Consider the following 13683-nt stretch of genomic DNA (forward strand, 5'->3'; position numbering starts at 1 on the left):
CTGCCGCGCCTTGACGCAAGCCATCTTATAACATACATTTATTATGTAATTTAGAAATTATGGAAGGCGTTCCATGCCAGACCCTGTCATCACGGCAGCAGCCAGCCAGATCGCCACCTGTCGCGCGACGGGACAGGTTCCGGTCATCAGGACCTTTTTTGACATCCCGACCTTCACGGCCACGCATGTCGTCCATGACCCGGCCACGCGGGCCGCCGCCATCGTGGACAGCGTGATGGATTACGACCCGGCATCGGGCCGGACCGATCCCGCCTTCGCGCAGGAAATCGTGGATTATGTGACCGCTGAAAAGCTGAAGGTGGAATGGATTCTGGAAACCCATGTCCATGCCGACCATCTGTCCGCCGCCCCGTGGCTGCAGGAACGTGTGGGCGGCAAGCTGGGGATCGGGGACGCCATCATCCGCGTACAGGGCATTTTCGGGCGGCTGTTCAACGCGGGCACCCGCTTTGCCCGCGACGGGTCGCAGTTCGACCATCTGTTCCATGACGGGGCGCAGTTCAGGCTGGGCACGCTACCGGTCACGGCCATGCATGTACCGGGCCACACCCCGGCTGACATGGCCTATGTGATCGGGGATGCCGCCTTTATCGGTGATACGCTGTTCATGCCCGATTACGGTACCGCACGCGCCGATTTCCCCGGTGGGGATGCCCGCATGCTGTACCATTCCATCCGGCGGCTGCTCTCGCTGCCAGACGAAACGCGCGTGTTCCTGTGCCACGACTACAAGGCGCCGGGACGCGACGACTACGTATGGGAAACCACCATCGGGGCGGAACGTCGCCATAACGTCCACGTTCATGAAGGGGTGGACGAAGAGACGTTCGTGAACATGCGCACCGCGCGGGACGCCACGCTGTCGCTGCCGAACCTGATCATGCCGTCCGTGCAGGTCAACATGCGCGGCGGCAACCTGCCTGAACCCGAAGACAATGGTGTAAGTTACATAAAAATACCGGTCAATCAGGCCTGACAGCGCCGCGCCCCGCCATTTCCGGTTTTTTCATTACTGAGTACGGAGACCATTCATGACAGATACCGCCGCATCCGCCCCCAGCCTGTCCAGTTCCGCACGGGGACTGACCTATGATGTCGTCGTGGTGGGCGGCGGGGCCGCCGGGCTTTCCACCGCGTCCAGCATCCTCAAACGCCGGGGCGGCATCACGGTCGCGATCATCGAACCCTCGGGTTCGCATTTCTACCAGCCGGGCTGGACGCTGGTGGGTGGCGGCGTATTCAAGCAGTCCCAGACCCGCCGGTCGGAAAAGAAGCTGATCCCCGCCGGAGCGGACTGGGTGCAGGCGGCGGCGACCGGTTTTGAACCCGACGCCAATCTTGTCCACCTGTCGAACGGATCGTCCATCCGCTACAACGTGCTGGTGGTTGCGACCGGCCTTACGCTGGACTGGGACGCGATACCCGGCCTGACCGAAACGCTGGGCCGCAACGGCGTGACCTCCAACTACCGCTATGACCTTGCCCCCTATACGTGGCAGCTCGTGCAGACGCTGGGCCGTGGCAACGCCGTGTTCACCCAGCCGCCCATGCCGATCAAATGCGCGGGCGCGCCGCAGAAGGCGATGTATCTGGCATGCGATGCGTGGCGTCGCCGTGGCCTTGCGGACAACATCCACGTCTCTTTCCACACCGCAACACCGGGGCTGTTCGGGGTGAAGGAGTTCGTTCCCGCCCTGATGGAATACATCAAGCGCTACAACATCGATCTGGAACTGAAATCCCGCCTGACGAAGGTGGACGGGGCCAGCCGTATCGCAACATTCGAGAATGTGGGCGAGGACGGCGCCAAGGCCACGGTCGAGACGGAATTCGACATGCTGCATGTCGTCCCGCCCCAGCGCGCGCCGGAAGTCATCAGCAGCAGCCCGCTTGCGGGCGATGGTGGCTGGGTGGCGGTCGATCCTGCAACGCTGCGCCATGTGAAATATGAAAATGTCTTCGCGCTGGGTGATGTTGCAGGCACGTCCAACGCCAAGACAGCCGCCGCCGTGCGCGTGCAGGCCCCGGTGGTCGCGGTCAACGTGCTGGCCACGCTGGATCACCGCCCGATGGTTGCCGATTACGATGGTTATGGCGCATGCCCGCTGACGGTCGAACGCGGCAAGATCGTGCTGGCCGAGTTCGGCTATGGCGGCAAGCTGGAGCCGACCCTGCCGACATGGCTGCTTGATGGCCGCAAGCCGACCCAACTGGCATGGTTCCTCAAGGAATGGGTGATGCCGGTGCTGTACTGGGATGGCATGCTCAAGGGCCGTGAACTCATGGTCGCACCGCACAAGATCGGCACGCCGCGCTGAACCAGCGGAACGACTGTCTTACCATACCATGGCCGCGCGGGGGTGGACCTCCGCGCGGCCATGCGTATGAATACCGCCCATGAATACCCAGCAACCGCCCCGCCACCATGTGGGCCATTCCCGCCCGCTGCGCCTTTCCGCCGATGTGGTCAGCCATGCCATTTATGGCGGACCGGACAAATGCTATCGCTACACCCTGACCCGTACATGGGACCCGGCGCTGCCGGCGGTGATGTGGCTTATGATGAATCCCTCCGTCGCGACGGAGGATGGCGATGACCGCACCGTGGCCAAATGCCAGCGCTACGCCCGCGCATGGGGATATGGCACGCTGCTGGTGGGCAATACCTTCGCCTATCGCTGCACCGACCAGAAACGCCTGACGGAAGTGCCCGATCCGGTCGGCCCGGATAATGACCGCCATCTGCTGGAGATGGCGCGCAAGGCCGATCTGGTCATCGCGGCCTATGGCTCGCCCCTGCTCAAGGGGCTGCTGGCACGCGGGCCGGAGGTGGTGCGCATGCTCCAGCAGCACGGGATTACGGTCAGCGCCATGCGCCTGAGCCGTCGCTCCGGTCGGCCGGAACATCCGCTGTACCTGCCCGCCGACCTGCGCCCCGAACCCCTGCCGCCGGTCCCGGCTGCCTGATTTTCACAACAGGCGGCAAGACATGGAGGCCATATCCCGCGTCTCCCCCTGACCAGATCACCGAATCCGGCCTGCCTTCTACAGGTGCAGGCTCCTGGGAAAGACGACGGACAGCCGGCTTTCCTGTCGCTGCCATCCGTCATCCAGGATGTTACCCGAACAGGGCAAGCTGACGAGGGGCAGGTTCCTCCCCGGCTTCGCGCAGGCCGGATACGGTGACCCCCAGCAGCCTTATGCCGCGCCGGGGCGGAAAGCAGGGAACCAGCAGATCCATGGCGCGCTGTCCCAGATCGGGCGCATCGCGCACGGGTTCAGCTTCCGTACGCCCGCGCACGATCTGCCTGAAATCGTTATATTTGACTTTCACGGTCACGGTAATGCCGGTCAGGCCGCGCGTCAGGCATCGGCCCCAGACCCGTTCCGACAGATCGGCAATCGCGGCCTGCGCGCCGACCCATTCATGGATATCGGCGTCAAATGTGCGCTCCGCGCCCACCGAACGGCGGGGCCGATTGACCTCTACGGGACGTTCATCAATGCCACGGGCGATGCCGTAATAGAAATCCGCCGCCTTACCAAAATGCCGCAACAGTCGTGACAGGGGCTGCGTGCGCAGGTCAAGGCCGGTGCGGATACCCAGCGCGTGCATGCGCGCCGCCGTGGCCGGGCCAATACCGTGGAAATCCTCCACCGGCAGGTTCGCTACAAAATCGGGGCCCATGCGGGGCGTAATCACGAACTGACCGTTGGGCTTGCGATAATCCGACGCTAGTTTGGCCAAGAATTTATTGTAAGATACGCCTGCTGATGCCGTCAGGCCCGTCGCATCATGGATCTGCGCGCGGATTGCCGTGGCAATGGCCGTAGCGGACGGATAAGCCTGCAGGGGATCGGTTACATCCAGATAGGCTTCATCCAGCGAAAGCGGCTGGATGACCGGCGTAAACCGGGCAAAGATTGCATGGATCTGGGCTGATACCGCGCGGTACACATCAAAACGCGGCCGGACAAATACAAGATCTGGACATTTGCGCTGGGCGGTGACGGACGGCATGGCCGACCGGACCCCGAAACGCCGGGCTTCATAACTGGCCGCGGCAACAACACCACGACGCCCCGCGCCCCCTACGGCAAGCGGCCTGCCACGCAGATCCGGATTGTCACGCTGTTCGACCGAGGCATAGAAAGCATCCATATCGACATGGATGATACGACGCGTCACTTCCTGCCGGTCCATCACGGCGCACCGCGACCGGAACAGGGCAACATGCCTATGGGCCGTATGGCCACACCCCGCCGGGGCATGGCCGATACGGCATTACGGCAGATCAGCCGTTGCACTTCTTCTTCTTAAGGAAAAACACGATCAGGCCGGCGATCGCGCCGAAAACCAGAACGCCCTTCAGGCAGGGGGACTTGGTGGGGCATTTGGTAGCACATTCAGACATGGTTCATTCCTTGGTCGATACATCCGTTCCGAACGGGAACGGCATATCTTCATACTACCGCATGGCGGAAACATGACCATACCGCATTTCACATTCCATGCGCCCATTCCCGTCCGGCATGCGATGACAGGGCAGCCGCATTGCATCGCTATGGCTTCTGTTCGCGCAGGGGGCACGCAATGATACCACGATAAAGACCGGAGTATGAACCATGAAGAAATTCGCCTTCCTGCCTGCATCCCTGCTCATGCTCGGTACGGTGATTGGCGCCGCCCATGCGACCCCGTCCGCCGGGCGTGCGGTCAACCGCGACTTCGCCAAGCTGTCGATCGATGGCAGCCGCGCCTTTGACGATATCGCCATGGCCCGCAGCGCGCTGGCCAATAATGACATTGCGGGCGCCCAGAAGCTGCTGGTTGACGCCAACAACGCCCTGACCCGCGCCAAGAGCGACAACCGGGTGTTCATGAAGGCCGAAGCCCAGTTGGTTCCGGCGAAAAAAGCCCCCAAGGGTGCGCCCGCCCCGTCGGCTGCGCCGGGAACCCAGCCCGTGGCATGGCTGCCGGTTGATGGCGAATACATCGTGACCGAGGATCTGGAGCCCACCTCCCCCAAGGGTGCCGCAGTGACTTCCGCCAATACGAGCCTGAACAAGGGCAAGCCCGGCCAGGCGGCGCAGACCCTGCAGGTCGCGGGCGTGGATGTTGATTTCGTGCTGGCCATCGCCCCGCTGGATGCCAGTGCGAGCGATGTCTACCGCGCAACCAACCTGCTGACGGGCAAAGACGTCAAGAATGCCGATAACGCATTGCAGGACGCGCAGAACAGCATCCGCTTTGTATCCGAAGACATGGTCGGCACCCCGGCAGGTCAGGGCGCTGGTAAAAAAGCCGCCCACTAGGACCCGGCCCAACGCCCAGGTCCGTGTATTCCATGCTCCTGCCCCACCCGGTTTCCACCACAGGCAAGCCGGGTGGTCGTGAAGGTCAGATGGAACGGGGCGGGCTGTTCCCCATGCGACTCGTCATTATTCTGGGTGTGGCCTGCGCGGCGATGACCGGCCTGTTTCATCCCGCATGGGCGGGCGGTCGCATCCAGATCTGTCTGGAACAGCATACGCTGGATAACAGCTTCATACAGGATGCCCCGGCCCGCGGGCCGGTACTGGTGCCGGCGGGGACTGCCCTGAACTATGCGGGCCATGCCTTCGGCCCCGCATCCGATCCGCTGGACCGTGCACACGCCCCGCCGGATGGGGATGGCTGGCGGGGCATTTCTGCTGCGGAAGAAACGCGCAGGCGACAGCTACAGATGGAAGATATCGGCGGCGACACCAGCTATCATCGTCCGCAGGCGGCGCTCATGACCACGCATGCCGTGACACTGTCACATGCGCATCCGTGCGCCATGGTTGGTGCGACAGCCCTGCTGTCAGATGACTGGACATGGACAATGGATACCATTCCGGCACGGCCCGACATGTATTTTCAGGCTTACGGCACGGTTCATGACGATCAGCTTGACCCGACATTCAATAACGATGCCGATCCCTTCCAGTGGACGGCGGCGCATGGCGCACTGAACGCCATCGTAACGCAGACCATTGACCAGTCGCTGACGCTGCGCTCCCCCGATTAGGGGCGGAATCGCTCTGGCGGTTATACTTCTGTTATACTTTTGCTGAACGGGCCTGTTTCGACTCCGTCATCAACATCGTGACGGCAGAGTGGCCTGTAATAATGGCAATATCCGTATTCTACATCTATGCAGCGTGTGGTGCTGCATCATAACATGGGGGATAGCGTTATCACCCTGTATACGACAGCCTTACAACCGCTACCGGCAATGATGGAGAACGGGATGGCCCTTTACCAGTCCGCGCAATTTGTTGATACGTGGACCGATCCTGAATTCGACAAGATCCATCCCCCGCGCTCGGTGGCGCCCCATTCGGGTATTTACCGCTGTGTCGGCTGCGGGGTGGAAATAGCGGCGACCGAGGGACAGCTTCTGCCCCCCATCCATGCCCATCCGCACCGCCCCGATACACGCGAAGCATGGCAGATGATCGTCTATGCCGACCATCGGCCCAAACCCACCGAAGTTCCGCCTGTCAGATAAGGCGGGTGCGGACCCGCCTGCGTATTACCACCAGCCGCCGCCCCACGGGCCGCCCCAGCCGCCGCCGCCCCAGCCCCACATGCCCCAGTTCCACGAAGCATCCTGGTATGTATCGGCGGTCATCTGCTGCTGGTCCGCCAGATTCTGCGCCTGCACGTAGGACATGTAGCGTCCGTAAGCCGCCTGATTCCCTACATAAAGACAGTTGCACACCTTGGGATCGGAATAGATGTAGAGCATGTGATCCCCGAACGATTTCTGCAGAAACCGGTTGGGGGGCAGCTTCTGCAACATCGTCTGCCGTTCGGCATTATCAGCGGGGCGCGCCACGAAACCCGCTGCCGCAAGGCTGTTTTCCTTATCCACGATCCGGTCATGCGCGCTTTCGCATGCACTCAGGCCCGTAGCCGCGGCAAGCAGCAGCGCACTGCTGGTGAATAGATGTCTCAATGCCTTTTTGTTACCCATCGCCTGCTGCCCGTTTCTATCCTGTTAATTCCCGCATCCTGTCCCATCACGGGAATGGAATAAAGATGCCACAGAAAAAGCATATGCATTATTCTGCCCAACTTTGATTTATCTCATGTCTGGGCAAGGAATACCAATGCGATAACAATAGGGCGATGGGGGCATCGCACATCGAATCATCACTTTAGACTTGGCAGGTTTCCCAGATGATGGGGAACCTGCCTTTTTTTATTTTACCGGACAGTATAGCAGCCCATTGCGTTTTTTTCAGGGCAGACGAGGCCCTGATCATCCCGGCACTTCCCCTAAAATCGGGATAGCTTCTGGATAATCAGGGAATTTCAAGCAACTGCATCTTAATCACGGACAGGTCGGTCCGGCCTGTATTCAGCTCGCCTGCACCGGCGTACCGGACGGGGTCGCAGGCACGGTAAAGGGCGCCCCATCATCCCGCAGGACATAGCCCTGCCCCCATACGGTGGAGATCAGTTGCCCGCCCCCGGCGGCCTGCAGTTTCTTACGCAGCTTGCAGATGAAAACATCGATGATTTTCATTTCCGGCTCATCCATGCCGCCATACAGATGGTTCAGGAACGCATCTTTCGTCAGCACCATCCCCTTCCGCAGCAGGAGCAGCTCAAGGATGACGTATTCCTTGCCGGTCAGATGCACCAGCCGCCCCTGCACCCGCACTTCACGACTGTCGAGACACAGTTCCAGTTGTCCCGCGCGCAGGGTGGGCTCGCTGTACCCCTTCGAACGGCGAATTACAGCCTGCATCCGGGCCGTCAGTTCCATGGATTCGTAAGGGCGCGTCACATAATCATCAGCCCCGGTTGAAAAGGCCTTCACCTTGGCGGTAGCGGCTTTCTCATCAGACAGGATGAGCACCGGCGTCGGCACCCGCGCCACCCGGCTGACACGGATCACCTCGTACCCATCCACATCGGGCAGGCAAATATCCATAACGGCCAAATCATAGTTATAGGATTTTAACATTCCCAGCGCATCATGCCCCGTGTCGACATGATCTACTGTGAACCCCGCTCTTTCCATGTGCCGGCAGGTCTCTTCGGCTTTCAGGGCATTCGGTTCAACAAGCAAAATCCGCATATCGACCATCCAGTAGATATTTACACTTCATCTACCTATAGGTGCATCGGTATTAATGAACAACCTAAAGTTGACTATATATTACCGCTTTCTCATGAATTTTATGTATATCAGAAGCGGCTACTAATTAATTAATAATTAATGTTCTGATGCCCGATACCAACAGCATGGTTAAGGGGCCCCGCACCCGCTCCATAACCTGGCGCTGCAAGAATCGCCTCGCGCACATAAGCGCGCGCGCGCATGACAGCATCACGTAATGTCATGCCCTGACCCAGCCCGGTGGCAATGGCGCTGGCCAGCGTGCAGCCCGTACCATGCGTATGGCGGGTGTGAATCCGATGCGAGACGAATTCCTCAACCTCTCCTCCCGGTCCCACCAGCACATCCACCAGTTCGTCGCCCGACATGTGCCCACCCTTGAGCAGCACGGCCTTTGGTCCAAGCGCCAGCAGATCACCGGCGGCGGCCAGCATGTCCCCACGATGCGCGATGGGGCGGCCCAGCAGGGTCTCGGCTTCCGGGATGTTGGGGGTCAGGATGGATGCAAGCGGCAGCAGGCGCGCGCGCAGGGTCGCAAGCGCACTGTCATGCAGCAGCGCCGCCCCACCCTTGGCGACCATGACCGGGTCCAGCACGTAAGGAACATCGGGGCCTGTCACCAGCACGTCCGCTATGGCCTCGATCACCTCGGCCCGGTCCAGCATGCCACTCTTGAAGGCGTCCACACCCAGATCATCCATGACGCACCGCATCTGGGCTACGATGAAGGACGGCGGCACCGGCATGACATCATGCACGCCCTGCGTATCCTGCGCGGTCAGGGCCGTTATGGCCGTCATGGCGAAACCACCCAGCGCCGTCACCGTCTTGATATCCGCCTGGATGCCAGCGCCACCCCCGCTGTCACTGCCCGCCATGATGAGAATGCGTCCGCGCATGGTTCAGTCCGCCATCTGGATCGCGGTAATAGCCTCGCACATATCCTCGACCACGGCTTTTACCAGCGCTTCATCCTCGGCTTCCGCCATGACACGGACCAGCGGCTCGGTTCCGCTTTCACGCAGCAGCAGCCGCCCGCGATCCCCCAGCCGCTTTTCCGCCGCCGCACGGGCTTCCTGCACCTTCGGGTCATGCAACGGGCTTTTCCCGGCGAAACGGACATTACGCAGCAACTGCGGGTAAGGCTGGAACAGGGTGCAGACCTCGCTGGCGGGGCGACCGGTCTCCACGACTTCGGCCAGAACCTGAAGGGCCGCGACCAGTCCGTCGCCCGTTGTGGCAAAATCGGACAGGACCATATGCCCGGACTGTTCGCCGCCAATATTGGCCGACAGTTCGCGCATCTTTTCCACAACGTAGCGGTCGCCCACCGCTGTGCGCACCAGTTCCAGCCCCTGCGTTTCCAGATACCGCTCCAGCCCCATATTGGACATGACGGTCGCCACGATATGGCGGCCAGCCAGCCGCCCCTGCCGCGCCCATGACTTGGAAATGAGGGCAAGGATCTGGTCCCCGTCCACCAGACGTCCCTTTTCATCCGAAATCAGGACACGGTCGGCATCACCATCAAGGGCAATGCCGATATCAGCCCGATGACGCAGCACTGCCGCGCACAGGGCTTCGGGCCGCGTGGAACCACAGCCTTCATTGATGTTGATGCCATTGGGATCGCAGCCGATCCGCACGACCTCGGCCCCCAGTTCCCACAACGCCGTCGGGGCCACGCGGTAGGCCGCGCCATTGGCGCAGTCGATCACGATACGCAGGCCATCAAGCCGCAGCCCGCGCGGAAAGGACGATTTGGCACTTTCCACATACCGCCCCGCCGCATCGTTCAGCCGTGAAGCGCGACCGATCTGGTCGGGTGCGGCCAGCCTGTCGGTCAGATCGGAATTCATGGCCGCCTCGATCCGGGCTTCCATCTCGTCGGACAGCTTGAACCCATCGGGACCGAACAGCTTGATGCCATTATCGCCATACGGGTTATGCGATGCGGAAATCATCACCCCCAGATCCGCCCGAAGCGAACGGGTAAGCATGGCGATGGCCGGTGTCGGCATTGGCCCCACAAGGGTCACATCCATGCCGGCGGACAGAAAACCCGATACCAGCGCGCATTCGATCATGTAGCCCGACAGACGCGTATCCTTGCCCAGCAGAACGCGGTGGCGGTGCGTGCCGTGGATGAAATGCAGTCCTGCGGCCTGCCCCAGCTTCTGCGCCACTTCGACCGTCATGGGAAAGCGGTTGGCCGTCCCGCGAATGCCATCTGTGCCGAACAGCTTTCTTGTTTTTACCATGACGGGGGATCTCCGGATACGTTCTGGTCGTACACGACCTACCTTACCTGTTATGACCGATCCAGCCCCTGCCTTACGCGCATGGCCTGCATCATGGCTGAAACGTTGTGAACCCGCATGACGATACCGGGAAAAACCATTCCCGGCAGCGTGGCCGCCACCGTTCCGGGATCGCGGCGGGAGGCATCGGGTTCATGGCAGATTTCCCCAATCATGCGCTTGCGCGAAACACCAAGCAGAACGCGACAACCCAGATTAGAAAGAATGGGCAGACGTGCCAGCAGTTCCAGATTGCCAGCACCCGTCTTGGCAAAGCCGATGCCCGGGTCCACCACCATGCGCGTACGTTCTATGCCCGCGGCCACGGCTTCATCCACGCGGCTGGACAGTTCACGCGTCACATCTGCGGCGACATCATCATAAACCGCGTGCTGCCGCATGGTTTGGGGCGTGCCGCGCATGTGCATGAGGGTAACCGCGCACCCATGCCGCGCGACAACCGCACGGGCCAGCGGGTCATGCGTCAGGGCCGAGACATCGTTGACCATGCTGGCACCCGCCAGCAGGGCCTGATCCATGACCATGGCCTGACGGGTATCCACGGAAATATGCAGTCCATCCAGCGCGGAACATGCCCGCACCGCGCGGATGACCGGGCCGATGCGCCGCCATTCCTCCTCCGCCGCGACGGGTGGAGCGCCGGGACGGGTGCTTTCCCCACCAATATCCACGATCCGGCAACCCTGCGCATACATGGCCTTTATGGCGTCGAACGCGGCCTGCGTCGTGTAATGCTGGCCACCATCACTGAAGCTGTCGGGTGTTACGTTGATGATCCCCATGACCTGCGGCCCCGGGGGCAGGCCCGCATCGGATACGGGGGCGGTGATCCGGGCCACGACATCCGCCCATTGCGACGGGATGGCGGATACCGGCACGATCCGGCCCGCTTCCCCGCCCCCGATCAGGCGGGCAAGGGCGAAAGCGTGCGTTCCCTGTCCCAGCCACAGCGCAATGCCTGCCTCAACCGCCTGCCGGGCGGCAGTACCGTGCAGCAGGCCAAGGGGTTCGATCAGCCGGTCGTCCATTGTTCCTCTTCTATCCAGTTTTTCTATCACCAGATACAAAAATGGCGGGGCAGCCCAAGGCTACCCCGCCATATATTCAACACCTGTAAGACAGTTCTAGCTCGCCGGGGCTGCGCCAACCCCACCATTGCCTTCCGGCGAAGGCAGCGGTTCGACCGGCGCTGACGGTGCAGAAGGCGGCACTGACGGACGGCGGTTTTCCGGCATCGGGTCATCGACCACCACACGCTCGATCTTCTCGCCACGCAGCACCTGCCGGATTTCCTCACCCGTCAGGGTTTCATATTCCAGCAGGGCCTCACCCAGACGGTGCAACTGGTCGATATGATCCAGCAGCAGGGTGCGCGCGCGGTCATAGGCCGCATCAATCAGCTTGCGCACCTCGTTGTCGATTTCACGCGCGGTTTCCTCGGACACGTTCTTGTTCTGCGTCACACTGTGACCAAGGAACACTTCCTGCCCGTTGCCACCATAGGCCACCATGCCGAGCTTTTCGCTCATTCCCCATTCCGTAATCATACGGCGGGCCACGTCTGTCGCCATCTTGATGTCGCCCGATGCGCCGGTGGAGACATTATCGGGGCCAAAGATGATTTCCTCCGCCGCGCGGCCACCCATCGCCAGCGTCAGCTTGCCAATGCACCATGAACGGCTTTCGGAATAACGGTCCTTTTCCGGCAGGCTCATCACCATGCCCAGCGCACGACCACGCGGGATGATCGTCGCCTTATGCACCGGATCAGAGCCGGGGGTCAGGATGCCAACCAGAGCATGGCCACCTTCATGATAGGCGGTCATCTTCTTTTCGTCCTCGGTCATGACGAGGGAGCGGCGCTCGGCCCCCATCATCACCTTGTCCTTGGCGTTCTCGAACTCCAGCATGGCGACCGTACGCTTGCCAAGGCGGGCGGCCATGAGCGCCGCTTCGTTGACAAGGTTGGCCAGATCGGCACCCGAAAAGCCGGGCGTGCCACGGGCGATGACCTTGGGGTCCACATCGGATGCCAGCGGCACCTTGCGCATATGGACACGCAGGATCTTTTCACGGCCCGCCACATCGGGGTTGGGTACGACCACCTGACGGTCAAAACGGCCGGGACGCAGCAGGGCGGGGTCAAGCACGTCGGGGCGGTTGGTCGCGGCAATCAGGATCACGCCCTCATTGCTGTCAAACCCGTCCATTTCGACCAGCATCTGGTTCAGCGTCTGCTCACGTTCATCATTGCCACCGCCGAGGCCCGCGCCACGATGGCGGCCGACGGCATCAATTTCGTCAATGAAGATGATGCAGGGGGCAGCCTTCTTGCCCTGTTCGAACATGTCACGCACACGCGATGCGCCAACACCTACGAACATTTCAACGAAGTCGGAACCGGAAATGGTGAAGAACGGCACGTTCGCCTCACCCGCGATGGCGCGGGCCAGCAGGGTCTTACCCGTGCCGGGGGGGCCGACCAGCAGCACACCCTTGGGGATCTTGCCGCCCAGACGGGTGAACTTCTGCGGATCGCGCAGGAAATCCACGATTTCCTGCAACTCGCCCTTGGCTTCATCAATGCCCGCCACGTCATCAAAGGTAACGCGGCCCTGCTTTTCGGTCAGCATGCGCGCGCGCGACTTGCCAAAGCCCATGGCGCGACCGCCACCGGACTGCATCTGGCGCATGATGAAAATCCACGCACCGACCATCAGCAGCAATGGCGCGTAATTGATCAGGTAGCGCAGGATGGGATTGGTGTCGCTTTCGAGCGGCTTGGCCGCAACCTCCACCCCTTTTTCCGTCAGGCGCGGAATCAGGGTCGGGTCCTGCGGGGCATAGGTGTCGAACGAGGTGCCATCCGTCAGGGTGCCGGTAATATTATGTTCCTGCACCACAACAGACCGGACATGCCCGCTGTTCACGTCCCCGATGAAATCGGAATATGCCAGTTGCTGCGATGCGTGCTGCACGCTTCCGGGCTGGAAAACGTTAAACAGCAGCAGCAACAGGACGATGATGATAACCCACAGGGCCAGGTTCCGGCCAAAATTGTTCATCTTGCCTACTGTTCCATCCGCTGGCCCCTTCGCATTACCCGACAGAGGGCAGACGAACAGGCGCCACGTTCACTACGTTTATCATACATAGGACGATCAAGGGATATTCACACCCCC

Annotated in this window: 13 protein-coding genes; 6 read left to right on the forward strand and 7 right to left on the reverse strand. The window is 61.3% G+C overall.

The genetic code is table 11. The features are described from left to right. Positions 1-73 precede the first annotated feature (73 nt). The 3 genes from KSAC_RS07865 (at position 74) to KSAC_RS07875 (ending at position 2988) form a co-directional block, all read left to right on the forward strand. Positions 74-997 carry an MBL fold metallo-hydrolase gene (locus tag KSAC_RS07865; protein WP_110547019.1) on the forward strand — a complete coding sequence of 308 codons (924 nt, stop codon included), beginning with the start codon at positions 74-76 and terminating at the stop codon, positions 995-997. A 55-nt stretch (positions 998-1052) separates the two neighbouring features. Further along, positions 1053-2339 (forward strand): NAD(P)/FAD-dependent oxidoreductase, encoded by a 1287-nt coding sequence (locus tag KSAC_RS07870; protein ID WP_110547018.1) that lies wholly within the window; start codon positions 1053-1055, stop codon positions 2337-2339. A 79-nt stretch (positions 2340-2418) separates the two neighbouring features. After that, positions 2419-2988 carry a DUF1643 domain-containing protein gene (locus KSAC_RS07875; protein WP_102325508.1) on the forward strand — a complete coding sequence of 190 codons (570 nt, stop codon included), beginning with the start codon at positions 2419-2421 and terminating at the stop codon, positions 2986-2988. Positions 2989-3139: 151 nt separating this feature from the next. Here the strand turns inward: KSAC_RS07875 and dinB are convergent, their stop codons facing one another. After that, positions 3140-4225, reverse strand: a complete 1086-nt coding sequence (dinB, locus tag KSAC_RS07880) for a DNA polymerase IV (protein ID WP_132306174.1) — start codon at positions 4223-4225, stop codon at positions 3140-3142. 422 nt (positions 4226-4647) lie between these two features. On the opposite strand from dinB, the gene KSAC_RS07885 reads away from it, so the two are divergent. The 3 genes from KSAC_RS07885 (at position 4648) to KSAC_RS07895 (ending at position 6557) form a co-directional block, all read left to right on the forward strand. Then, positions 4648-5337, forward strand: a complete 690-nt coding sequence (locus KSAC_RS07885) for a YfdX family protein (protein ID WP_102325506.1) — start codon at positions 4648-4650, stop codon at positions 5335-5337. Positions 5338-5450: 113 nt separating this feature from the next. Continuing rightward, positions 5451-6074, forward strand: a complete 624-nt coding sequence (locus KSAC_RS07890; protein ID WP_132306176.1) for a hypothetical protein — start codon at positions 5451-5453, stop codon at positions 6072-6074. A gap of 222 nt (positions 6075-6296) precedes the next feature. Next, positions 6297-6557 carry a hypothetical protein gene (locus KSAC_RS07895; RefSeq protein ID WP_174234098.1) on the forward strand — a complete coding sequence of 87 codons (261 nt, stop codon included), beginning with the start codon at positions 6297-6299 and terminating at the stop codon, positions 6555-6557. A gap of 24 nt (positions 6558-6581) precedes the next feature. Here KSAC_RS07895 and KSAC_RS07900 read toward each other — a convergent pair whose 3' ends face one another. From KSAC_RS07900 to ftsH, 6 genes are all read right to left on the reverse strand, one after another. After that, positions 6582-6980: a hypothetical protein gene (locus KSAC_RS07900; protein ID WP_102325676.1), complete on the reverse strand. Its 399-nt coding sequence runs from the start codon at positions 6978-6980 to the stop codon at positions 6582-6584. Positions 6981-7412: 432 nt separating this feature from the next. Next, positions 7413-8138 carry a response regulator transcription factor gene (locus tag KSAC_RS07905; protein ID WP_102325505.1) on the reverse strand — a complete coding sequence of 242 codons (726 nt, stop codon included), beginning with the start codon at positions 8136-8138 and terminating at the stop codon, positions 7413-7415. 131 nt (positions 8139-8269) lie between these two features. After that, positions 8270-9079: a bifunctional hydroxymethylpyrimidine kinase/phosphomethylpyrimidine kinase gene (gene thiD, locus KSAC_RS07910; protein ID WP_132305020.1), complete on the reverse strand. Its 810-nt coding sequence runs from the start codon at positions 9077-9079 to the stop codon at positions 8270-8272. A 3-nt stretch (positions 9080-9082) separates the two neighbouring features. After that, positions 9083-10441 carry a phosphoglucosamine mutase gene (gene glmM, locus KSAC_RS07915; protein WP_102325503.1) on the reverse strand — a complete coding sequence of 453 codons (1359 nt, stop codon included), beginning with the start codon at positions 10439-10441 and terminating at the stop codon, positions 9083-9085. Positions 10442-10491: 50 nt separating this feature from the next. Continuing rightward, positions 10492-11529: a dihydropteroate synthase gene (gene folP / locus KSAC_RS07920; RefSeq protein ID WP_132305022.1), complete on the reverse strand. Its 1038-nt coding sequence runs from the start codon at positions 11527-11529 to the stop codon at positions 10492-10494. Between the two features lie 96 nt (positions 11530-11625). After that, positions 11626-13566: an ATP-dependent zinc metalloprotease FtsH gene (gene ftsH / locus KSAC_RS07925; protein ID WP_102325501.1), complete on the reverse strand. Its 1941-nt coding sequence runs from the start codon at positions 13564-13566 to the stop codon at positions 11626-11628. Positions 13567-13683: the final 117 nt, after the last annotated feature.

The organism is Komagataeibacter saccharivorans (assembly GCF_004348195.1).
GTDB lineage: Bacteria > Pseudomonadota > Alphaproteobacteria > Acetobacterales > Acetobacteraceae > Komagataeibacter > Komagataeibacter saccharivorans.

Coding starts and splice junctions, on each gene's coding strand:
- KSAC_RS07865 (WP_110547019.1), top strand. CDS start 74: ATGCCAGACCCTGTCATCACGGCAGCAGCCAGCCAGATCGCCACCTGT.
- KSAC_RS07870 (WP_110547018.1), top strand. CDS start 1,053: ATGACAGATACCGCCGCATCCGCCCCCAGCCTGTCCAGTTCCGCACGG.
- KSAC_RS07875 (WP_102325508.1), top strand. CDS start 2,419: ATGAATACCCAGCAACCGCCCCGCCACCATGTGGGCCATTCCCGCCCG.
- dinB (WP_132306174.1), bottom strand. CDS start 4,225: ATGGACCGGCAGGAAGTGACGCGTCGTATCATCCATGTCGATATGGAT.
- KSAC_RS07885 (WP_102325506.1), top strand. CDS start 4,648: ATGAAGAAATTCGCCTTCCTGCCTGCATCCCTGCTCATGCTCGGTACG.
- KSAC_RS07890 (WP_132306176.1), top strand. CDS start 5,451: ATGCGACTCGTCATTATTCTGGGTGTGGCCTGCGCGGCGATGACCGGC.
- KSAC_RS07895 (WP_174234098.1), top strand. CDS start 6,297: ATGGCCCTTTACCAGTCCGCGCAATTTGTTGATACGTGGACCGATCCT.
- KSAC_RS07905 (WP_102325505.1), bottom strand. CDS start 8,138: ATGCGGATTTTGCTTGTTGAACCGAATGCCCTGAAAGCCGAAGAGACC.
- thiD (WP_132305020.1), bottom strand. CDS start 9,079: ATGCGCGGACGCATTCTCATCATGGCGGGCAGTGACAGCGGGGGTGGC.
- glmM (WP_102325503.1), bottom strand. CDS start 10,441: ATGGTAAAAACAAGAAAGCTGTTCGGCACAGATGGCATTCGCGGGACG.
- folP (WP_132305022.1), bottom strand. CDS start 11,529: ATGGACGACCGGCTGATCGAACCCCTTGGCCTGCTGCACGGTACTGCC.
- ftsH (WP_102325501.1), bottom strand. CDS start 13,566: ATGAACAATTTTGGCCGGAACCTGGCCCTGTGGGTTATCATCATCGTC.